Source organism: Pelomonas cellulosilytica (assembly GCF_021353265.1).
GTDB classification, from domain to species: Bacteria; Pseudomonadota; Gammaproteobacteria; order Burkholderiales; family Burkholderiaceae_C; genus Pelomonas; species Pelomonas cellulosilytica.
Genome location: NZ_JAJTWU010000005.1, coordinates 119,047 through 140,081 on the forward strand (window position 1 = coordinate 119,047; position 21,035 = coordinate 140,081).

Annotated in this window: 20 protein-coding genes; 11 read left to right on the forward strand and 9 right to left on the reverse strand. The window is 70.4% G+C overall.

Translation table 11 applies throughout. The features are described 5' to 3' along the window. Positions 1 to 92: 92 nt before the first annotated feature. Positions 93 to 815 carry a Rossmann-fold NAD(P)-binding domain-containing protein gene (locus LXT13_RS13785; protein ID WP_233372493.1) on the forward strand — a complete coding sequence of 241 codons (723 nt, stop codon included), beginning with the start codon at positions 93 to 95 and terminating at the stop codon, positions 813 to 815. Between the two features lie 24 nt (positions 816 to 839). Here the strand turns inward: LXT13_RS13785 and LXT13_RS13790 are convergent, their stop codons facing one another. The 5 genes from LXT13_RS13790 to LXT13_RS13810 all read right to left on the reverse strand — a co-directional run bounded on the left by LXT13_RS13790 (position 840) and on the right by LXT13_RS13810 (position 5,663). Beyond that, positions 840 to 1,862 (reverse strand): zinc-dependent alcohol dehydrogenase, encoded by a 1,023-nt coding sequence (locus LXT13_RS13790; protein WP_233372494.1) that lies wholly within the window; start codon positions 1,860 to 1,862, stop codon positions 840 to 842. Positions 1,863 to 2,002: 140 nt separating this feature from the next. Further along, on the reverse strand, positions 2,003 to 3,595 hold the full coding sequence (locus tag LXT13_RS13795; RefSeq protein ID WP_233372495.1) for a methyl-accepting chemotaxis protein: 1,593 nt from the start codon (positions 3,593 to 3,595) through the stop codon (positions 2,003 to 2,005). Between the two features lie 190 nt (positions 3,596 to 3,785). Then, positions 3,786 to 4,550 carry a SapC family protein gene (locus LXT13_RS13800; RefSeq protein ID WP_233372496.1) on the reverse strand — a complete coding sequence of 255 codons (765 nt, stop codon included), beginning with the start codon at positions 4,548 to 4,550 and terminating at the stop codon, positions 3,786 to 3,788. A gap of 112 nt (positions 4,551 to 4,662) precedes the next feature. Next, positions 4,663 to 5,511, reverse strand: a complete 849-nt coding sequence (ku, locus tag LXT13_RS13805) for a non-homologous end joining protein Ku (RefSeq protein ID WP_233372497.1) — start codon at positions 5,509 to 5,511, stop codon at positions 4,663 to 4,665. Positions 5,512 to 5,516: 5 nt separating this feature from the next. Continuing rightward, positions 5,517 to 5,663, reverse strand: a complete 147-nt coding sequence (locus LXT13_RS13810; RefSeq protein WP_233372498.1) for a hypothetical protein — start codon at positions 5,661 to 5,663, stop codon at positions 5,517 to 5,519. Between the two features lie 226 nt (positions 5,664 to 5,889). Here LXT13_RS13810 and LXT13_RS13815 point away from each other — a divergent pair, with 226 nt between their 5' ends. Beyond that, positions 5,890 to 6,393 carry a hypothetical protein gene (locus LXT13_RS13815; RefSeq protein ID WP_233372499.1) on the forward strand — a complete coding sequence of 168 codons (504 nt, stop codon included), beginning with the start codon at positions 5,890 to 5,892 and terminating at the stop codon, positions 6,391 to 6,393. A gap of 39 nt (positions 6,394 to 6,432) precedes the next feature. Here the strand turns inward: LXT13_RS13815 and LXT13_RS13820 are convergent, their stop codons facing one another. Together LXT13_RS13820 and ssb are read right to left on the reverse strand one after the other, a co-directional pair. Further along, positions 6,433 to 6,759: a type 2 periplasmic-binding domain-containing protein gene (locus LXT13_RS13820; RefSeq protein ID WP_233372500.1), complete on the reverse strand. Its 327-nt coding sequence runs from the start codon at positions 6,757 to 6,759 to the stop codon at positions 6,433 to 6,435. A gap of 178 nt (positions 6,760 to 6,937) precedes the next feature. Continuing rightward, positions 6,938 to 7,459, reverse strand: a complete 522-nt coding sequence (gene ssb / locus LXT13_RS13825) for a single-stranded DNA-binding protein (RefSeq protein WP_233372501.1) — start codon at positions 7,457 to 7,459, stop codon at positions 6,938 to 6,940. A 159-nt stretch (positions 7,460 to 7,618) separates the two neighbouring features. Between ssb and LXT13_RS13830 the strand changes: the two genes are divergently transcribed. The 6 genes from LXT13_RS13830 (at position 7,619) to LXT13_RS13855 (ending at position 13,744) form a co-directional block, all read left to right on the forward strand. Continuing rightward, complete coding sequence (locus tag LXT13_RS13830; RefSeq protein ID WP_233372502.1) at positions 7,619 to 8,722, forward strand: sensor histidine kinase; 1,104 nt, start codon at positions 7,619 to 7,621, stop codon at positions 8,720 to 8,722. A gap of 59 nt (positions 8,723 to 8,781) precedes the next feature. Beyond that, on the forward strand, positions 8,782 to 9,525 hold the full coding sequence (locus tag LXT13_RS13835) for a LytR/AlgR family response regulator transcription factor (protein ID WP_233372503.1): 744 nt from the start codon (positions 8,782 to 8,784) through the stop codon (positions 9,523 to 9,525). Next, positions 9,522 to 10,325, forward strand: coding sequence for a head GIN domain-containing protein (locus LXT13_RS13840; RefSeq protein ID WP_233372504.1), 804 nt, complete (start codon positions 9,522 to 9,524; stop codon positions 10,323 to 10,325). Before LXT13_RS13835 ends, LXT13_RS13840 begins: the two co-directional genes overlap by 4 nt. A 66-nt stretch (positions 10,326 to 10,391) precedes the next feature. Then, entirely contained in the window at positions 10,392 to 11,270 is an 879-nt protein-coding gene (locus tag LXT13_RS13845) for a hypothetical protein (RefSeq protein ID WP_233372505.1), read from the forward strand. A gap of 12 nt (positions 11,271 to 11,282) precedes the next feature. Beyond that, positions 11,283 to 11,501, forward strand: coding sequence for a SlyX family protein (locus LXT13_RS13850; RefSeq protein WP_233372506.1), 219 nt, complete (start codon positions 11,283 to 11,285; stop codon positions 11,499 to 11,501). Between the two features lie 311 nt (positions 11,502 to 11,812). Beyond that, the gene (locus tag LXT13_RS13855; RefSeq protein WP_233372507.1) at positions 11,813 to 13,744 is read left to right on the forward strand and encodes an AAA family ATPase; all 1,932 of its coding nucleotides are present in this window, start codon (positions 11,813 to 11,815) and stop codon (positions 13,742 to 13,744) included. Here LXT13_RS13855 and LXT13_RS13860 read toward each other — a convergent pair. Then, on the reverse strand, positions 13,723 to 14,217 hold the full coding sequence (locus LXT13_RS13860; RefSeq protein WP_233372508.1) for a cupin domain-containing protein: 495 nt from the start codon (positions 14,215 to 14,217) through the stop codon (positions 13,723 to 13,725). The two genes, LXT13_RS13855 and LXT13_RS13860, sit on opposite strands and share 22 nt — an antisense overlap. 26 nt (positions 14,218 to 14,243) lie before the next feature. On the opposite strand from LXT13_RS13860, the gene recQ reads away from it, so the two are divergent. Next, positions 14,244 to 16,133: a DNA helicase RecQ gene (recQ, locus tag LXT13_RS13865; RefSeq protein ID WP_233372509.1), complete on the forward strand. Its 1,890-nt coding sequence runs from the start codon at positions 14,244 to 14,246 to the stop codon at positions 16,131 to 16,133. 10 nt (positions 16,134 to 16,143) lie between these two features. On the opposite strand, the gene LXT13_RS13870 is transcribed toward recQ, so the two are convergent. Next, entirely contained in the window at positions 16,144 to 16,416 is a 273-nt protein-coding gene (locus LXT13_RS13870; RefSeq protein ID WP_233372510.1) for a hypothetical protein, read from the reverse strand. 211 nt (positions 16,417 to 16,627) lie between these two features. On the opposite strand from LXT13_RS13870, the gene LXT13_RS13875 reads away from it, so the two are divergent. Further along, positions 16,628 to 20,155: a Dyp-type peroxidase gene (locus LXT13_RS13875; RefSeq protein WP_233372511.1), complete on the forward strand. Its 3,528-nt coding sequence runs from the start codon at positions 16,628 to 16,630 to the stop codon at positions 20,153 to 20,155. Continuing rightward, the gene (locus tag LXT13_RS13880; RefSeq protein WP_233372512.1) at positions 20,155 to 20,946 is read left to right on the forward strand and encodes a putative signal transducing protein; all 792 of its coding nucleotides are present in this window, start codon (positions 20,155 to 20,157) and stop codon (positions 20,944 to 20,946) included. Before LXT13_RS13875 ends, LXT13_RS13880 begins: the two co-directional genes overlap by 1 nt. The last annotated feature ends 89 nt before the right edge of the window (positions 20,947 to 21,035 follow it).

The following is a 21,035-nucleotide window of genomic DNA, read 5'->3' on the forward strand; positions in this document are numbered from 1 at the left end:
CCTGGCGGATTCGTGCAATGACCTGAGCGGATCGGGCTGCGCTCCAACGCCCGCCTGCCGATTCAATGCGGTCCTTCGCAAAGGAGGCTGTCATGAAGATGCGGGGCAACACCATGCTGGTGGCGGGCGGCGCCAGCGGCATCGGACGTGGGCTGGCCGAGCTGCTGCACCGCCTGGGCAACGAGGTCCTCGTGTTGGGTGCGCCGGCCGGCTCTCGGGCCAGCCCGGGACTGCGCGGGGTCGACATCGACCTGGCCGACCCCTGGAGCGTCGCGGCCTTTGCCGAGCAGGTCGCGGCGACCTGCCCCGGCCTGAACGTGCTTGTCGACATGTCGATCGCCTTCCCGGCACACCACCTACCCGGCATGCAGGCGCTATTGCACGGCGGCTCGCTGCGGCATGAGGGGCCAGCCGACCGGCTGGGCGTGCAGCACCTGACCGGCGCGCTGCTGCCGCAGTTGCGCAAGCGCAGCCACGGCGCCGTCATGCGGGTGGTTGCCGGGCCGGCGGGTGCGCCGCTGCAGCCGGAGCCGCCGCCGCTCACCGACGGCAGCACGCCGGCGTTCACGATGGCGGTCCGCAAGCGCTGGGCGAGTGCCCGCCTGCAGGTCGTCGACATCGCCCCGCCTTCACGCGCGGCGGCCGCGCCGGCCGAACGCGAGGGCATGTCGCTCGCCGCCTTCGTCGGCAGCGTGGCAGGGCTGCTGGCCGACGGACAGCACGAGCAGGCCACGCTCGCGCGGTTGCAGGCGCTGTGGCCGCCGGCTGCGGTGCGAGAGACGGCGCATGACAGGGTCACGTCGGAGGCGTTCTGACGCCGGCGCGGCCCGCGCCGGCGCCTACAGCTCCATGACCACCCGCCCGTCGATACGGCCCTGCTTCATCGCGCCGAACACGGCGTTGATGTTGTCGAGCTTGTCAGTCGAGTAGTGCGAGCGCACCTTGCCTTCGCCGGCAAACTGCAGCGCTTCCACCAGGTCCAGCCGCGTGCCGACGATGGAGCCACGCACGGTCTTGGCGTTGAGCACCATATCGAAGATCGGCAGCTCGAAGCCACCCGGCGGCAGGCCCACGAGCGACATCGTGCCGCGCTTGTGCAGCATGCCCAGCCCCTGCGCGAACGCCGTGCGGGACACGGCCGTGACGAGCACACCGTGTGCGCCACGCAGCGCGCGCTGCACCTCGACCACCGGGTCCTGCGTCGCGGCGTTCACCGTCAGCTCAGCGCCCAGGGTTCTCGCCAGCGCCAGCTTGTCGTCGGCCACGTCCACCGCGACGACGTGATAACCCATCGCCTTGGCGTACTGCACGGCCATGTGTCCCAGCCCGCCGATGCCGGAAATGGCCACCCAGTCGCCCGGTTTGCACTCCAGCACCTTCAAACCCTTGTAGACGGTGACGCCCGCGCACAGCACCGGCGCGGCCGGCGCGAACTCCAGCGTGGACGGCAGGTGGCCGATGTAGCCTGGATCGGCCAGCACGTACTCGGCATAGCCGCCGTTGACGGTGTAGCCAGTCATCTGCTGGTGGTCGCACAGCGTCTCCCAGCCACCCAGGCAGTGCTCGCAGTGACCGCAAGCGGTGTGCAGCCAGGGCACGCCGACGCGGTCGCCTTCCTTGACCCACTTCACGCCGGCACCGACGCCGGCCACATAGCCCACGCCCTCGTGGCCCGGGATGAAGGGCAGCGTGGGCTTGACCGGCCAGTCGCCGTCAGCCGCGTGCAGGTCGGTGTGGCAGACGCCCGAGGCGACGACCTTCACCAGCACCTGACCCGGCGGCACGTCGGGCACCGGGACGTCCTCGACCACGAGCGGTCGGCCGAACTCATGCACGACTGCGGCCTTCATCATCTGCGCCATGACAACCTCGCCAGGGGGTGGGGATGAGCGCAGTCTGTCGCGGCTGGCGCCGCGCCGGCTTGATGCAGATCAGCCTTCCTCGGCGTGCCGAAGCAGGCACGCCGCAGCGTCATCACACGGCTGTCATGCAGTTGTTCCCGCTAGCGCGCGCTGCTCAGCCGGAACACGCGCACCGCCTGCGTGACGAGCTCGGCGCGCTGCGCCAGCGACATGGCGGATGCCGACAGCTCCTCGACGAGCGCCGAGTTCTGCTGCGTGAAGCCGTCGATGTCGGCCACGCTGCCGTTGACCTCGGCGATACCGCCGCTCTGCTGCTGCACCGCGTCGCTGATGCGGCCGATGAGGTCGTTCATTTCGTCGACGGCCGTCTCGGCCTCATGCGCGGAGCGTGCGGTGTCGGCCACGATGCGCACGCCCTCCTCGACGCGGTTGCGCGCCTCCTCGGCCAGCTGCTTGATCTCGCGGGCGGCGTCGCGGGTGCGACCGGCCAGCATGCGCACCTCGGTGGCCACGACGGCGAAGCCCCGGCCGGCGTCACCCGCCCGCGCGGCCTCGACGGCGGCGTTCAGCGCCAGGATGTTGGTCTGGAACGAGATGCCGTCGATGACGCCGACGATCTCGTTGATGCGCGTCGTCGCCTCGCGCACCGCGTCCATGCTTTGGCCGGCCTCGGCGCTCGTGCGGCCGGTGTTGCGCGCGGCAGTGGACGTGTTGCCGGCCAGGCCGCGCGCGTTGGACGCGCCATCGGCGGTCTGCTTGACGTTGGCGGCCACCTGCTCCAGCGCTGCAGCGGCCTGCTCCAGGCTGCCGGCCTGCTGTTCAGTACGTTCACCGAGGTCGCGCCCGCCCGAGGCGATCTCGGCGCAGGCCAGGTGCACGCCGTCCACCTCCTGACGCACGTCGCCGACGACGGCCTGCAGGTTGACGTTCAGCTGCGACAGCGCGCGCATCAGCCGGCCTTCGGAGCCTCGGCGCTGGCTGGTGAGCTGTTGCGTCAGGTCGCCAGACGCCAGCCGCTCCGCGGCCAGCGCGGCCTCCAGCAGCGGCCGGTCGCGCCGGCTCCGTAGCCAGGCCAGCAAGGGCACGGTGGTGACGACGGCGGCGCCTGCCACGGCCAGCACGGGAGAGAGCGACATCGCGCCGACGCCCCCCAGCGCCAGCGCGCCGGCCACCGCGGCGCCGGCCAGCAGCGCGCCGCCTTCCAGCAGCACGTCCGCATGGCGGGCCAGACGCGCCTGCACGCCGGCCCAGCCCGGGCGCAGCAGCTCCCCACGGTGCAGCCGTGTCGGCAGGCGCGGGTTCTTGCCGCCGCCGGCGGCGCGGTGCTCCTCACGCATCTGCGCGTAGAGCTTTTCGGCAGCGCGCACCTCCTCCGCGCCGGGCTTGGTGCGCACGGACATGTAGCCGCAGACGCCGGTGGCGTCCCGAACCGGCGTCACGTTGGCGCGCACCCAGTAGAAGCCGCCGTCCTTGCGCCGGTTCTTGACGAGTGCCGTCCAGGGTTCGCCGGCCTTCAGCGTGTCCCACATGTCGCGGAAGGCCTCGGCCGGCATGTCCGGGTGCCGGATGAGGTTGTGCGGATGGCCGATCAGCTCGTCGCGCTGGAAACCGCTGGCCGTGACGAACGCCGGATTGCAGTAGGTAATGTGACTCTGCAAGTCGGTCGTCGAGACGAGGGGCGCGTCGGGGCTGAGGACGAATTCGTCCTGCGTGACGGGACCGTTATCGCGCATTTCTCCCTCCAGCGGCTGAATTTGTGACGCGATGCTCCGTCAAGGCGAACGCGCGCGCCAGTGGGGGAATACTTGGAGCAGGGGGATTTCGAGCAGTTGAACCGCTAAATGGCGGCCTTCGCCGGCGCTGTTCGCGCTTCGGAGACGCGCTGTGCCAAGCGCGCCAATGAAGCGGCTCGCCCCACCGCCGTCAGTGCGTGGCCGGTGCGGCGTCGCGCTCGGCCTTGTCCAGCGTGCGGCGCTCGTCCAGCCGCAGCGCCAGTCGCTGCACCTGCTGGATGGACAGCAGATGGGCGTAAGCCCAGCCCAGCCAGCCGCGGGCCGCGAGGTCCTGCAGCGCGGCGGCGTCCAGGCTGCGCAGCTTGGCCTCGTTGACGGTCTTGAAGCCGCGCAGCGTGCTCTTCTCGCCGTCCAGCGTGTATTCGATGACGCCGTCCTGCAACAGTTCCAGCGCGGCCAGGTGGTTGGCGAAGTCGCGGCTCACCTGCATCTCCTGGCGGAAGTTCAGCAGGAAGCGCTTGACCTCCTCCAGCCACGGCGTCTCGCCGCCGTCGTCGTCGAACAAGGCCTGGCCCTGGTCGGTACCCAGGCCCGGGGAGGCGCGGTCAAGGCAGACGGTGAAGGTGTCGCTGCCCTCGGCCTCGGCCAGCACGAAGGGGTAGCGGCGGAAGAACGCCGGCAGGTAGCTGCCGCGGGCCCAGTGGCCATCGGGCTGGACGAACAGGTTCTCGTGGTCGCGCAGGCCCACGAGGGCCGCCAGGCTGTGGCCGTCGGCGGCCTCGACGAAGACGCAGGGAAAGTCCAGTGCCGCCAGCGGCAGCTCGCTCGCGGCAATCAGCACGGAGTTCGTGCCGCGCGCGAAGGCGAACGGCTGGCTCGGCGGCGCGAGCTTGAGGTGGCGGTGCTGGTCGCGGTTCAGTGCGACGAGGTCGTCGTAGATGAGCAGGGTTTTCATGGCGGGCGTCCTCCGGAGGGACCCTGATTCTGCGGAAGTCGACCGCCGGCGGGTACGGCCACCGCATCCCGGATTCGCGGGACGTGCCGACCCGGCCTGCGGATGGAAGCGGTCAGGCCGCTTTCTTGCGGGCAGTCTTGCGAGTGGCCGGTCGCTCGCGCTGGCCCCCCCGCAGGCTCTGGCGCAGCAGGTCGGTGAGGTCCACCACGTCGGCGCCCTTCAGGTCGGGCGCCTCCTCGAGGGCCTGCACCGTCGCCTTGTCGCCGGCCCGGGCCTTGCGCTGCACCAGCGTGCGGATGGCGGTGGCGAAGTCATCCTTGAAGTCCTGCGGCCGCCAGTCGCCGGTCATCTGTTCGACGAGCTGGCGGGCCATCTTCAGCTCAGCGGGCTTGGGGTCGTCGGCGCCGGCCCGCGGCAGGCCGAGACTGTCGGCGGCGCGGATCTCGTCGGCCCAGCGTAGCGTACCGAGCATCAGTGCCGGGCCGGCCGGCACGAGCGCGGCCAGGTGCTCCTTGTTGTGAAGCACGAAACGCGCGATGCCGATGACGGCCGACGCCGCCAACGCCTCGCGCAGCAGCGCGTAGACGTGCTCGGCGCGGTCGTCCGGCGCCAGGTAGTAGGGCTTCTCGAGGTAGACGAAGGACACATCCTCGGCCTTCACAAACTGCTCGATCTGGATCGTCTGCGTGCGCTTGGGGTAGGCCGCGCGGATCTCGTCGTCCGACAAGACAACGACCTCATCGCCCGCCAGCTTCACGCCCTTGACGATGTGTTCGCGGGCGATTTCCTTGCCGGTGCGCTTGTTGATGCGTTTGTAGCCCACCGGGTCCAGCGTGCGGGCGTCCAGCCAGTCGAAATCGACTTCCTGCTCCTGCGACGCTGCATGCAGCGCCACCGGCACATGCACGAGGCCGAAGGAGATCGCGCCCTTCCAGAGCGCCCGCGGGCTGCCGCCTGCCATGGCGGCTAGCGGCCGAACACCGCGGCCAGCACGGTGGGTTTGGGTGGGTTATCAGGCGCGGGTGTAGGCGGCACCTCCTTGCGGCAGGCCGACAGCACGACCAGCGCAAGCAGGGCGCCCGACACCAGCAGGGCGAGTTGCTGGGGCTTCATGGCAGACCTCCGGGGATGGCTGCACTGTCCGGCGTGGCGGTGTGCCGCAGGGTCGGCATCGCGGACGTTGCCCTGTAGGCCGCGGCCGACCGGCAAGAAAAGCGGCCATGGCGCGGCACACCCTCGTCCGATAAGCGGCTCCAGCCGATGCCGACACCGGCAGGCGAGGCGGTCGACCAATATTTGTCTCATCGATGAGGTGCTGCCCAGCCATTCGGAGCCTGCCATGTCAACCCGCCTGATCGCCTTGCTGTCCTGCCTGAGCCTCGCCGGCCCGGTCCACGCCCAAGTGCAGAAAGTCAGCCTCAGCGGCGCGCCGCTCGCCGGCCAGTCCGCGTCCCAGTTCTCGGCCGCGGTGCCGGACCCCCAGCTCAACTGGCGTGACCCCCAGTGGCTCGCGCGCCAGCGCGAGTCCTCCCGCTGGCGCTACCAGCTGGGTGTGGAGCAGCAGCTTCGCTCGCCGCTGCAGTTCGGCCCGCAGGCGGCCGTGCGCGAGGCGCTGTGGGCCGGCGTGAGCTACGACGTCACGCGGCGCATCAGCGGCGGCGTCGAGGCCCCCCTGTGGCAGCGCGACAGCGGCTGGGCGTCGCGCATGAACTTCGAGAAGCCCAAGGATGCCGGCATGGCCGGCCTGCGCGGAGCCTTCAGCTACCGGCTCAGCTCGCAGAGCAAGCTGACGCTCAAACCGCAGGCGCGGCGGGTGATGGTCGCGTATTCGGCGACTTGGTGAGCACGCGGGCCGCCTGAACTGCAGCGGCCCGCAACAGGCTCAATCCAGGCTGAACAGCACCTTGACGCTGCTGTCGACAACGCTCTTGTCCACGTAGCCGACCGCCTTCGGATCCGCCGCGACGGCCTTCTTGACTGCTGCCGAATCGGCCACCTGCCTGGGTGCCTGGCGTTTGCCGGAGAAGACGATGCGCGACCAGGTGGCCTTCACCTGGGCCACATCGCGGCCGCCGGCCTTCTTGTAGAAGTCCGCGTAGGCCGCAGAGCCCTCGTTCTGGTCGATAGGCGTGAAGGCCTGGCTCTTGCCGAGGAACAGGTCGGCAACCTGCTCCTTCGTCAGCGTCCCGACGGCCGGGTTGGCAATCACCGCCCGATGGGAAAAGTTGGCCCTATCTGCCGCGCGGCGAGAATCACCCATCGCGCGCCACCATTTCGGATCACCCCTTGGTGTCGCTCCGACCCAGCAAGGGAAGCGCGTAAACAAGCAAAAGGCCCGTGGTGACTGGCGCCACGGGCCTTTTGTTTACAACGCTTTAATGGTCGGTCTAGAAGGGAATGTCGTCTTCCATATCGTCGAAGCCGGTCGACGCCTTGGGCGCCGGGGCCGGTGCGCGCTGGGGCGCGGGACGCGGGGCCGCCGGGCGGGCTGCAGCGCGCGGGGCGCCGCCGCCCATGTCGTCCGAGCCGCGGCCGTAGCCGCCACCGCCGCCTTCGTCGCCACCGCCCATGCCTTCACGGCCGCCCAGCAGCTGCATCTCCTGGGCGATGATTTCGGTGGTGTAGGTGTCGCGGCCTTCCTTGTCCTGCCACTTGCGGGTCTTCAGGCGGCCCTCGACGTACAGCGGCCGGCCCTTCTTGACGTACTCGCCGACGATCTCGGCCAAGCGGTCGTTGAAGACGACGCGGTGCCATTCGGTTTCTTCTTGGCGCTCGCCGGTCTCGCGGTTCTTCCAGTTGCGCGTGGTGGCCAAGCTCAGCGTGCACCAGGCGCCGCCGCTGGGGTTATAGCGAACCTCGGGGTCTTTGCCGACGTTGCCGATGAGGATGACTTTGTTGACGCTGGCCATGACGCTCGTCCGAATTCGATGGGGAAGGGGACGAATTATGACTTCGAGGGGGGGCTTGCGGCAGTCAGCAACACCGCGGAGACCGCATCCCGCACCCCCAGGGCCGCACTTCGTCTCCCGCCCACCCGGGAGGCCGGTCGGGCTCCCTAAGATGAAGCCATGATGCCCGCCACCCCAGCCCCTCACACCCTGCGCAGCCGCCGCAGGCTGTGGCTGACCTACGCCGGCTGCTGCCTGCTGACGTGGACGCTGTTCGTGCTGGCCGGCAGCGAATTCGACCGCGGCCTGGACCCGTTCTGGCTGGCGGTCTATCAGGCCACGACGATGCTGTGGGCGCCGATGCTGTTGGGCGTGGCCGTGTGGCCGGTGGCGCACCGCCTGCACACCAGCGACGCCGGGCCGCTGCCGACCGCCATGGCGCACCTGCTGGCCGCGCTGGGCTTTGCCGTCTGCTGGCAGGCCGGCGAGTTCGCCGTCAATGCGCTGCTGTTCGGCATGGACCATGCTGGCGCCGTGCTGGTGGCTGGGCTGCTGTGGCGCTCCATTTGGGGGCTGGTGGCCTATGCGGTCATCGCCACCGCCTTCACGGCTGTGCTGCAGGCGCGCGCGGCCCGCACGGCGGCCGTGGCGGCGGCGCAGGCCGAGAGCGCACTGGCCAAGGCCGAGCTGTCCGCCATCAGCGGCAAGCTCAACCCGCATTTCCTGTTCAACACGCTGAACACGCTCATCGCGCTGACCCGCAAGGACCCCGCCGGCGCCGAGGCGGCGTTGCTGCAGTTCGCGTCGATGCTGCGCTACGTGCTGGACACCAAGCGCGGCGCCGAGGACCGCGTCATGCTGTGCGACGAGATCGACTTCCTGCGTGACTACCTGGCGCTGGAGGCGCTGCGACTGGGCCCGCGGCTGCGCGTGGATTGGCAGCTGGAGGAGCGCGTGATGGCCGACGAGCTACCGCCGCTGACGCTGCAGCCGCTGGTGGAGAACTCAATCCTGCATGCCGTGGCGCCGCGCAAGACCGGTGGCTGCGTGACGATCTCGGCGCGACGCAACGCGCTCAACCAGGGGCTTGAGCTGGCCGTGTCCGACGACGGCCCCGGCTGCGATCCGGCCGCGCTGGAGGCCCGGCCCGGACAGCGCCGCGGCGTGGGCCTGTCCGCGTTGAAAAAGCGCTTCGCACTGGACTACGGCGGCCAGGCGCGATTGCGCATCCACACCGCGCCCGGCACCGGCTTCCGCGTCGACCTTTTCATTCCCCAGGCATGAGATCGTCACCTGCCCACGTCGCGCGCACTCGTTGCCATGAATCGCTGGAGTACCCCGTCATGACCACCACCACTGTCCTGATCGCCGAAGACGAACCGCTCGCCGCCGAGGCGCTGGCCGACTGGGTGAAGGCCACGCCAGGCCTGCAGCTTGTGGCCGTCTGCCAGGACGGCGACGAAGCGCTCGCGCAGATCCGCGCGCTGCGGCCCGCACTGGTGCTGACCGACATCCAGATGCCCGGCATGACCGGCCTGCAGGTCGTTCAGCAGTTGCAGGGCGACGACCACCCGCCGCGCATCATCTTCACGACCGCCTTCGACCAGCACGCGGTCACGGCCTTCGAACTGCACGCGCTGGACTATCTGCTCAAGCCGTTCTCGCGCGAGCGTTTCGATGAGGCCATCGGCCACGCGCTGCGCGAGGCCGCGCCCAGCCCCGCCGACGTGGCCCAGGCGCTCGGCTCGCCGGCCGACACGCCGCTGACCCGCCTGCTGGTGCGTGACCAGGGCAAGATCTTCCCGCTGCAAGTGGCCGACATCGAGAGCCTGCGCTCCGACAACAAATACACCGCCATCACCAGCAAGGGCCGCAGCTTCCTCGTGCGGCTGCCCATCGCCAGCTTCGAGGAGCGGCTGGACAAGAGCCGCTTCCTGCGCGTGCAGCGCGGCTGCATCGTCAATCTCGATTTCGTCGACAGCATGACGCCCGACGAGAACTCCCAGCTCGTCGTGCAGCTGCGCGACGGCACGCGCATCACGGCCAACCGCGAGGTGTCCAAGATGCTCAGGGAGCAGTCGTTGTGAAGCGGCGCCTGCTGAACGGCGTGCTGCTGGCCGCCGCATGGGCCACCACACTCGCCACCGCGCAGACGCCGACCGCGCCTGCGGCGCCAGCGCCGACCGCACCACTGGCGCCACCTGCGACTGCGGCCCCGCCCAGCCCGGTGCCGCCGCTGCCGCCAGGCCCCGGCAAGGTCTACACGCCCGGCCCCTTCGACCGGCTGGAGCTGGCTGGTGCCGCGCGCGTGGTGCTCGTGCAGGGCGATCGCGACCAGGCCTACATCGCCGGCGATGCCGAGGCGCAGCAGGGCGTCGACGTGCAGCTCAACGACCACCAGCTCGTCATCCGCCCGACCGGCGGCTGGAAGTTCTGGAACGCCGACAAGCTGTTCGTGCAGGTCGAGATGCGTCAGCTACGCGAGCTCTCCGTCTCTGGCGCCAGCGACCTCTACGCGCCCGGCCTGCTGCGCAGCGACCAGCTGCGGCTCAGTATCAGCGGCGCGGGTAACGTGCGGCTGGACCAGCTGCAGGCCCGCCAGCTGAGCTTTGCCATTTCCGGCGCCGGCACCGGCCAGCTCAGCGGCCGCGTCGACGACCTTGCGCTGCAGATCTCCGGCAAAGGCAAGGTCGCCGCCGACCGGCTGCAGGCCAGCCGCGCGAGTGTGGGCGTCAGCGGCATCGGCAGCGTCGTGATGTGGGTGACCGACGAGCTGGCGGCGCGGATCTCGGGCGTCGGCTCGGTGGAGTACTTCGGCAACCCCAGCGTTCAGCGCTCCGTGTCGGGGATGGCGTCGATCAGCTCACGGGGCGAGCGGCCGCGTTAGCAGTTTTGAGGTTGCGCCGGCGCGGCTGGCGGCGTTCACTGCGGGGCTTTGCAGGAGACCTCCGCGATGTCGCACCCCGTCAAGCTCATCAGTCCCTACGACCTCGACGGCGAAGAGCCCTTTCCGCTCGACCTCTACGGCCAGCGTTTCCTGGCCCAGGGCGATTCGTGGTTCTCCATCGGCGCCATTCCGCCCTACCTGACGACCAACGTGCTGGCCGAGCTGGTGTTGCAACGTGGCGCCGTGGCGGTCAACTGCGCCGCACCCGGCGCCGTGCTGCGCCGCATGACCGACAGCGTTCGCAACCCGAAGTTCGTCGACCTGCTGTGCGGCAACGTGCAGCGCGAGTGGACCGCCATCCTCGTCTCCGGCGGCGGCAACGACCTCATCGAGGCCATCGGCGCGCCGCCCACGGCCGCGCGCGACCAGCGCCTGCTGCTGACGCCCGCCGAGCGCGGCACGCCGAACGACCCCGCCGGCTACCTCAGCGACGAGGGCTGGCAGACCTTCAGTACCTACCTCGGCGCCGTCTTCGACGGGCTGCTGGACCTGCGCGACAGCGGCGCCAGCCGGCTGAAGCCGCTCGTCATGCACGACTACGCGCTGCTTCGCCCGCGCCCCGCGCCGGCTGGCGCCGGCTTCGGCCCGTGGCTGCAGCCGGCGCTGGTGGACTTCCAGGTGCCTGAGGACGCGTGGCTGGGCATCGGCCAGCTGTTGATGCAACGCCTGGGCGCGCTGCTGAACCAGCTCGCCGCGGCCCGCATGGACGCCCATCCCGATGCCGGCCCCATCCAGATCGTCAACAGCCAGGCCGCCGGCCTCGTGCTGGCCGAGCGCGACTCGACCGGCGCCTCGGGCGACTGGGCCAACGAGATCCATCCTACGCGCGGCGGCTACGACAAGGTGGCCGCACGATGGGCCGAGGCGCTGGACGCACTGCCCTGATCCAATAGGGGCATGGACCCCGACCTGCACGCGCTGGAACAGCGCATCACCGACCTGGAGATCAAGCTCAGCTTCACGGAGGACACTGTGGAGCAGCTCAACGCCGTCGTCGTGCGCCAGCAGGCGCAGATCGACCGGCTGGTGCGCGAGCTGGTGGAGCTGCGCGACCGCGCGGCAGCAGAGCCCGGAGGGGTCCGTAGCCTGCGCGACGAGTTGCCGCCGCATTACTGAGCCTGCGATACATGCCCGTTGCCACGGGGCCGGTGATCGCAGCAAAGCCTCGGGCGCGACCCAGCCGCTGCGCTGCGGAAGCAGCTGCCAGGGCACTGACAAGGCAGCCTGCGCAGCCCGTGCGCCCCCCCGAAACACGGAGGACGCCGCCCGGCCCGGCAGTAATGCGCGGTCGTTACGGCTGTTGCACGCGGTGCGTGTAACGGTGGCGTCAGGCCTGAACGATGCACACGCCGCGCCGGCGCCGGGCGACTAGTCTTGCCTGACCGGCACGCGCCGGCTCCCATTGCCGCCCCCCGTTCTTCGACACCATGGACAGCGCCAGCAAGACGCCCGCCCCCGCCTTCCGCCAGAAGCTTCTCATCGCCGTCTCCGTCGCGGTCCTATTGCTGATGCTATGTGGCCTGACGCTGCTGCAGCAGCGCGCCGCCGGCGAGGTGCGGGCGCGCAAGAACGCTACCGCGCTCGCCTTCGAGAGCCGGCCCGAGCAGTGGCTGGCGCAGCCGCGCGAGGCGTCCGTCTTCGAGCGGGCGCTGCGCACCGGTGCGGTCGCCGCCGTGGGTGTGGATGGCCCGCTCGTGCTCTACACCGACCGGGCAGGCCAGCACTACAGCACGCGGCTCATCGACTGCGGCCCGCCGTGTCGCGGCGAGACCGGCGCGCGGCTGGGCGAGTTGAGCCTGGCGCAGGGCTTCACGCTGACCCAGATAGACGTGGACGCCCGCACCGGCAGCCAGCGCCTCACCCAGGCCGTGGAGCGGGGCCTCGCGCCGCTGGCGCCGCTGCTGGCGGTCGCTGCGGTCGGCGGCCTGCTGTTGCTGGCGCACCGGCGCGGGCTGCTGAGCGGTCGCACGCCGCTGGCCGCCAAGCCGGCGCTGCGGTTCGACGATGTCATCGGCGCCGGCGAGGCCAAGCAAGCGCTGCGCCGCGTGGCCGCCTTCATGAAAGACCCGCGCCAGTACGCGGCCGTCGGCGCCCGCGCGCCACGCGGCGTGCTGCTGGACGGCCCGCCGGGAACCGGCAAGACGCTGCTGGCCAAGGCGCTGGCCGGCGAGTGCGGTGCCAACTTCATCAGCGTGGACGGTTCGGCCTTCAGCGCGATGTTCTACGGCGCCGGCATCGGCCGCGTGAAGGAGCTGTTCAAGCGTGCCCGCGAGGCCGCGCCGTGCATCATCTTCATCGACGAGATCGACGGCATCGGCCGGCGCAGCAGCGGCAAGGAAGGCGCCGCTAGCGGAGAGCAGGAGCAGAACCGCATCATCAACCGGCTGCTCGTCGAGATGGACGGCTTCGAGGCGCTGGACAACGTCGTCGTCATCGGCGCCACCAACCATGTCGACAACGTCGACGAGGCACTGCGCCGGCCCGGCCGCTTCGACATGATCGTGCGCACCGCGCTACCGACCGCGCCGGAGCGCGAGCGGCTCTTCGAGCTGTACCTGGGCCAAGTGAAGGCTGCCGCGGGAATGGACGTGGCCTCGTTCGCGCGCACCTCGGTCGGCATGTCGCCGGCCGACATCGCCAACTGCGTCAACCGCGCCGCGGCCTATGCCGCCGAGGCAGGCGAGACCGAGGTGGGGCAGGAGCGCCTCTACCAGTCGCTCGAAACCCACCAGCTCGGCGGCGAGGTCAACAGCAGCAAGGCAGTCATCTCGCCCGAGACGCTGCGCCGCATCGCCTTCCACGAGTCGGGCCATGCGCTGGTGGCGCATGTGCTGGCCGCGGGCAGCGTGGAGCGCGTCAGCATCGAGCCACGCGGGCCGGCACTTGGCGTCACCTACATCACCCGCCACCGCGACGAGCCGCTGTACGGCGAGCCCGAGCTGCGTGCCCGGCTGGCCATGATGCTTGCGGGCCGCGAGGCGGAGCTGATCGCGTTCGGCAACGCCTCATCCGGCGCGGCGGACGACCTCAAGCGCGCGTCCGAACTGGCCACGTCGATGGTCGGCTCGTATGGTTTCGGCAAGACGTTCGGCCTGCTCAGCATGGCCGGCGTGCCACGCGAGCTGATCGGGCCCGATGTGCAGAAGTCGCTGCTGGACGAAGCCCGCGCGCTACTGGAGGGTGCCCAGGCCGACTGCCGCCGCGTGCTGGAGGAGCAGCGCGACCGCCTCGCGGCGCTCGCTGAGCTGCTGCTGGGGCAGGAGACCGTGAGCGGCGCGCCGCTGCGCCTGGCGTTGGGTGGAGCGACCTCGATCAGCGTGCCGCTGCAAACCTGCGTTCAAGCCTCGCCGTCCCAGTAGTCCACCCCCGCGCCCTGGTGCTGCAGCAGCCGTACACCCGGCGCGAAGCTGCCGACCTTGCCCGAGTCCGGGTAGACGCACACCTCCACGGCGGCCTGCGTGCTGACCGACAGAATCTGCAGCGGCGCGGCGGACGTGTTGATGATGTGGTGCGGGTACTCCGGACCCGCGGGGATGAAGATCGTGTCGCCCGCGCGAATGGGCACGAGCTCGCCGGCCACGCGCAGCGTGCCCTCGCCCTGCAGCACGACGAACATCTCCTCCTCGGCGTGGTGGTAGTGGTAGGGGCAGCCCTGCTGGCCGGGGGCGAGCACTTCGATGCGCGCACCGAGCTGCGTGGCGGCCGTGCCTTGCGAGAGCGAGCCGCCCTCAGTGTCGTAGCGCGGCGCGCGAACGAATCGCTCACGCGGCACGTCGTTGAAGTTGCGGATCAGTCGATCGCGCAAGGCGGCGGCTGGGTCGGACGAGGTCATGGGAAGGCTCCTGGGACAATGGCGGCGTGAATCCGCCCGTGCATCTTCCCAGCCCGAACGACGACCTGCCCACTGCCGCGCGCCAGGTCCTGTCAGCAGTCTTCGGCTACACCGCCTTCCGGGGCCAGCAGGCCGAGATCGTCGAGCAGGTGGCCGCTGGCGGCGATGCGCTGGTGCTGATGCCCACCGGCGGGGGAAAGAGCCTGTGCTACCAGGTGCCGGCCATCCTGCGCCACAACCGCGGCCAGGGCGTGGCCGTCGTCGTGAGCCCGCTGATCGCGCTGATGCATGACCAGGTCGGTGCACTGGAGGAAGCCGGCGTACACGCCAACTTTCTGAACTCCAGCCTGACCGGTGAGGAGGCCAGCCGCATCGAGCGCGAGATGATGAGCGGGCGCCTCACGATGCTCTACGCCGCGCCCGAACGGCTGACGACGCCGCGCTTCCTCGCGCAACTGGCCTCGCTGCACGAGCGCGGGCTGCTGAGCATGTTCGCCATCGACGAGGCGCACTGCGTCAGTCAGTGGGGGCACGACTTCCGCTCGGAATACCTTCAGCTGAGCCTGCTGCACGAGCGCTTCCCCGACGTGCCGCGCATCGCGCTGACCGCTACGGCCGACGAGCTGACGCGGCGCGACATCATCGAGCGGCTGCAGCTGCAGGACGCGCGCGTCTTCATCAGCAGCTTCGACCGGCCCAACATCCGCTACCTCATCGTCGAGAAGAACGGCTCGCCGCGCGAGCAGCTGCTGCGCTTCATCCGCGACGAGCACGAGGGCGAGGCCGGCATCGTCTACTGCCAGAGCCGCAAGAAGGTCGAGGAGACGGCCGACTGGCTGACCTCCGAGGGCCTGAACGCGCTGCCCTACCACGCCGGCCTGGACGCCGACGTGCGGCGCCGGCACCAGGACCGCTTCCTGCGCGAGGACGGGCTCATCATGGTGGCTACCATCGCCTTCGGCATGGGCATCGACAAGCCCGACGTGCGCTTCGTCGCCCACCTGGACCTGCCCAAGAACATCGAGGCCTACTACCAGGAGACCGGCCGCGCTGGCCGCGATGGCGCGCCGGCCGAGGCGTGGATGACCTACGGTCTGGCGGACGTCGTCAACCAGCGCCGCATGATCGACGAGAGCCCGGCCGACGAGACCTTCAAGCAAGGCCAGCGCGGCAAGCTGGACGCGCTGCTGGCGCTGGCCGAGGCAACCGACTGCCGGCGCGTTAGGCTGCTGAATTACTTCGGTGAAGCCAGCCAACCCTGTGGCAACTGCGACAACTGTCTGACACCGCCAGCCACGTGGGACGCGACCGAGGCCGCGCGCAAGCTGCTGAGCTGCATTTACCGCTTTCATCAGCGCGGCGAGCGCTTCGGCGCCGGCCACCTGATCGACGTGCTGCGCGGCAAGACGACGGACAAGACGAAGCAGTACCAGCACGAGTCGCTGTCCACCTGGGGCGTGGGGGCGGACCTGTCCGAGCAACAGTGGCGCGCGGTGCTGCGCCAGCTGATCGCGCTGGGCCATGTGGCTGCCGAGGGCGAGTTCAACACGCTGGCGCTGCAGGACGGCGCGCGCGCGGTGCTCAAGGGCGAGGTGGAGGTGCGGCTGCGCGAGGCCGAGGAGAAGAAGCCGCGCGGCCGGATGAAGGCGTCACGCGGCGGCGCCAAGCCCAAGGCCGACCCGGCGCTGGGGCTGGACGCCGAGGCCGCAGAGCGCTTCGAGGCGCTGAAGGCCTGGCGTACCGAGGTGGCCAAGGAGCACGGCCTGCCCGGCTACGTGATCTTCCACAACACGACGCTGGCCGAGATGGCGCGCGTCGTGCCCGGTGACCTCACCGAGCTGGGCGAGATCAGCGGCGTGGGCGCCAAGAAGCTGGAAGCCTACGGCCGCGAGATCCTGCGCGTGCTGGGCCGCTGAGCGCGGGCAGTCAGTTGGCCGAGGCCAGCTGCACCGGTTCGGCGCTGCGTCGGCCGACCACCACCACCCGCGGCAGCTGCTGAAGCTCGGCCACGTCGGACGCGGCGTTGCTGCGCCGGCCTTCGATCAGCACCGGCTCCAGCGTCACGATGGCCTGGCCCTCGGCCGGCACGGTCAGCGTCATCCAGGCTGCGCCCGTCGTCGCCACGAGAGCGATGAGCGCCACGGCGGCGGCGGCCTGCAGGTTAGCGGTGCGACGGTTGGTGGTGCTGATGCGGTTCATGGTGTGCTCCCGTGTCGATGGCTTGCACTGTGCGCGTCGGCGGCCCGGGCGTCTGCGGGTTTGCGATAGGTTGCGCCATTTCGGGGACGAGTTGTGGCTGGTGGCGACCAGCCTCAGGCAGCCGGCCTAATCAACCTTGTGGGCGGTGCTTCCAGACACGGGTCACCCGGCGCTTGCATACTCGCGCCCGACGCAACGAGGGAGGCACAAGATGGCCCGTGGCAACGACGTTCAACTAGGCGGCATCACCGATCTGGTGCTGATCGCCGACATCAAACCCGGCTTTGTCGACGCACTGGAGGTGGCGACGTACGTGGACCGGCTGCGCAAGGTGCTGCGCACGCTCAACGGCCTGCGGCTGGGCTCGCGCGAGAGCAGCGCACCCGCCTCGCCCTACACCGACATCGTCGCCCGATGGCGCATCGTCCACTCCTTCCGATGGGCCATCATCGACGGCAAGGACGGCGCACCCGACCGGCTGCTGCTCAACGTCAACTTCGATGGCGGCTGGGAGCCGTACATGCGCGTCATCTGGGACCAGCTCGGCTCCACGCTGGACCTGATCCTGTGCCATGTGGAGGGATACGAGCTGTCGTGCAACTGCAGCTTCGAGACCTACGCGCGCTGGGTGCGCGCGCACGAGATCTCGGCGGACTTCCTGTTCATCGAATCCGGCCGCACGGTCAGCGATGCCGAATACCTCGCCAAGCTGGAGGCCAGCCAGCGCGGCCGGGCCAGCGAGCTGGCGGCCGACCGCCTGCGCGCCCCGGCCGTCGGCGAGGTGACGCCGCTGCCCACGACGCCGGCCGACCGCTTCGCTATGGCCGCGCGCGGCCTGGTGCCGCTGGCCGGGCTGTTCACGCTTCAGCGCTACTTCAACGAGACCGCCTGGGACGGCCGTGTGCTGCTGCGCGCCGCGCAGGACGTGCTGTTCGAGCTGACGCGACTGGACACGCACGCGCAGTTCCCCATCGGCGCCGGCAACACGCCGGGCGAGCTGCTGCGGCGGCGTCATTTCGCGATGCTGCAGTGGTTCGAGACGCCGCTGCCCGCGCCCGCCGTGCAGGCCCGTGCGCTGGACGTGACAGATGTAGACCTGCAGGCTGGCATGCTGACCAAGCTGCCCACCAACCGCGGCGCGCTACTGCTTCTGCGCATCGCCCAGCCGGCCGCGGCGCTGGCCTGGCTGTCCACCGCGCCCACGACGGCCGAGGGCCAGCACCCGCCAGCCGCCGGCCCGCTGCAAGGCGTCTGGACCCAGTTGGCGCTGACGCTTGCCGGCCTGGCCGCGCTGGGCGTGCCGGCAGCGCGGCTGGAGCGCTTCCCGCAGGCGTTCAAGGAGGGCATGGCTGCACGCGCCGGCCTGCTGGGCGACGTGCGCCACAACCACCCCAGCCACTGGGCGCTGGCGCCGCATGTCAACGGGCGCGACCGCTTCGACCCCGCCACGGCCCATATGCTTGTGCAGCTGCGCTTTGCCAGCACCGACGCGGGCGAGGCGGTCACGCCGGCCGACCAGGCCCGCATCGAGGCCGCCGCGCAGGCGCTGACCCAGGGCACGGGCCTCGCGCTGATGGCCCTCGAGCCGCTGCGCAGCAACGCACTGGACCAGGAGAACTTCGGCTTCAAGGACGGCATCAGCCAGCCTGTGCCGCAATGGCAGGCGCCGCAGCCCACCGGCCAGCGCTGGGACGACCGCGTGCACGACGGCGAGATCCTGCAGGGCTTCCCCACTGCGCGCGACAAGGGCTATGCCGTGCCCGAGCAGCCCGACCCGCTGCTGGACCGCGGCAGCTTCCTCGTCGTGCGCAAGCTGCGCCAGTACGTCGGCCGGCTGGACGCGCGCGTGACGGCCGAGGCCGCGCGCACCGGACTGTCCAAGGAGGTGCTGCTGGCCAAGCTGATGGGCCGCTGGCGCACCGGCGAGCCGCTGGCCGACGACAAGGCCGTCAATGACTTCAACTACGAGGCCGATGCCAAGGGCGCGCTGTGCCCCTTCCACGCGCACATTCGCCGCACCAACCCGCGCGACCAGGGCGCTGACATGGCCTTCGCGAAGGCTCGCATGCCGCGCATCCTGCGCCGCGGCATGAGCTATGGCCCGCCGCCCAACCGCCAGCAGCCGGCGGACGACGCCGACCGCGGCCTCGTCTTCATGGCCTACAACGCCCACCTGGCCGAGCAGTTCGAGGTCGTGCAGCGCTGGGTAGCCGGCGGTAATGCCAGCGGTGGCTACTCCGCGCAAAACGACCCGCTGCTGGGTGTGGTGGACGGCAACGCGCCTCGCATCTACCCCTTCGAGCATGACAAGCGCGCCTACGAGATCGACCTCGGCCGCGAGCCCTTCGTCACGCTGCAGTGGGGCGCGTACTTCTTCGTGCCATCGGTGCGGGCGCTGAAGGCGCTGCCGGGTCTCGTTGAATTGCCGCTGCCGCAACTTCCGGCCGCGGCGCTGCCGGCCGCCATGCCCGCGCCGGACGACGCTGACGGCTGGCGCGAGGCGCTGGAGGACCCCAACAAGCGCGACGCCACCTGGGCCTGGGTGCGCGCCCAGCCGGGCGGCGTCGTTGCCACCGCCTACGGCGTGCTCGTCGGCGCAGCCGACCGCGTGCAGGAGGTGCTGCGCAACAGCCCCGACCGCTACTCCAACCGCGGCTACGGCCAGCGGATGGCCGACTCGGTCGGCGTCGGCTTTCTGGGACTGGACGACGACAGCGGCCACCGCGAGCAGGCACCGGCCGTCAACAAGATCCTGGAAAGCGTCACCGAGGCCGATGCCTTCATGGCCGCCTACCAGGTCGCCAGCGGGGGCATCGCCGGGCTTCGGCAGGAAGCGCAGGCGCTGCTGGCCGCCTTCCCAGTCAGCCAGAAACCGGCCGACCTGCCCACCGACACGCCGCTGGACCTGGAGCGCCTGAGTGAAGGCGTGCTGGCCAAGCTGTGCCAGGTCTGGTTCGGCCCGCCGGATGGCCGGCATGTCTGGGGCACCGAGTTCCACTCGCCGACCGAGCCCGCCGCGCCGCGCTGCCCGGCCGCGCTGTTTCGTGTGTCCCGCTACGTTTTCGGCCCGCACCCGACGCCGGCCGTCTGCCAGGCCGGGCGCGAGGCCGGCAGCGCCTTCACCGCGGCCGTGGGCCGCTGGCTGGACGCCACGCCGCCGGAGCAGCTGCCCAGGCTGACGCAGGCCATCCTGGCCGCCTCCCGCGCCGTGCCGGATGCGCCGCCCGACCTGCCGCTGCGTACGCTGGCCGGCGTCATGCTGGGCTTCCCGCCGACGACGCATGCCAACCTGCTGGCCACGCTGGCCATCTGGGTGCAGACGCGCAAGCTGTGGGAGCTGCAGCCGCAATGGCACGAGGTGCCCGCCACGGCCAGCCTGCCGGAGCGCTATACGGCCGCCGTCGCCCGCCTGCGCCCGGCGCTGGTGGCCACGCTGAACTACAAGCCCACTCCCTTCCAGATCTGGCGCCTGGCGCGTACGGACCACCGGCTGGGCCAGGTGGACGTGAAGGCCGGCGACACCGTCGTCGCGGCGCTCGGCTCCGCCACGCAGCAGGACCCGCTGCGCCACCACGTCGTCTTCGGCGGCGACCGTGCCGACCCGCAAGGCGCACCGCCGCATGCCTGCCCGGGTTACGGCATGGGCATGGGCGTCATGCTGGGCGTCATCGCGGCCGTGCTGGACGCCGGCGTCATGCGCTTCACCGGGTCACCGACGGTGGTAGCGCTTTCGGTCTGATGAAGACGGCCTACGAAGCCGGCAGCGCCATCGAGGCGCACATGCTGGTCGACCTGCTGAAGCAGGAGGGAATCGACGCCCACATCCGCGGCGAGGCGCTGCAGGGCGCGGTGGGCGAGATTCCGGCGACCGGGCTGGTGCGGCTGGAAGTGGCGGACGCAGATCACCCGGCGGCACGGGCCGTCATCGAACGCTGGGAGCGCACGCAGGTCGAACCCACGCCGCGGCCTGAAGGTGCGCGGAAGTCGTCGACGTTGCGTGGCATGCTGATCGGCCTGGCCCTCGGCGTCGGCGGAACCTACGCCGCCTACCGCGCGCCGGCCTCCACGGAGGGTATCGACTACAACGGCGACGGGCAGCTGGACGAGAAATGGACCACCTCGCCCAACGGCCTGATGCTGAAGGCGGAAGTGGACCGCAACCTGGACGGCAAGATCGATTACGTCGTTCACTACGACGCCAAGGGGCGCGTCGCGTCCGCGGAGGCTGACGACAACTTCGACGGCGTGTTCGAGACCCGGCAATGGTTCAAGAACGGCAATGTCGCGGTGTCGGAGTCGGACACCGATGGCGACCTCTATCCCGACCTGCGCACCCACTACACCCATGGTGTCGTCGACACGGTGGAGTTCATCAACCCGGCCACCGGCAAGCCGTTGCGCGTCGAACACTACGTGATGGGCGTGCTGAAGTCTGCAGAGGTGGACAGCGACGGCCGTGGCCGGCTGGACGTGCGACTCAGATACGGCAAGCTGGGCGACGTCGAATCACACGAGCCGCTGGAGAGGTGACGTGTTGATTCACGCGAGTCTCCCTCGGGATCGGCTGGCGCTCACGCAGGGCGTTCCATGCTGATGCTGCTCGGCTGCCTGGTGACCGT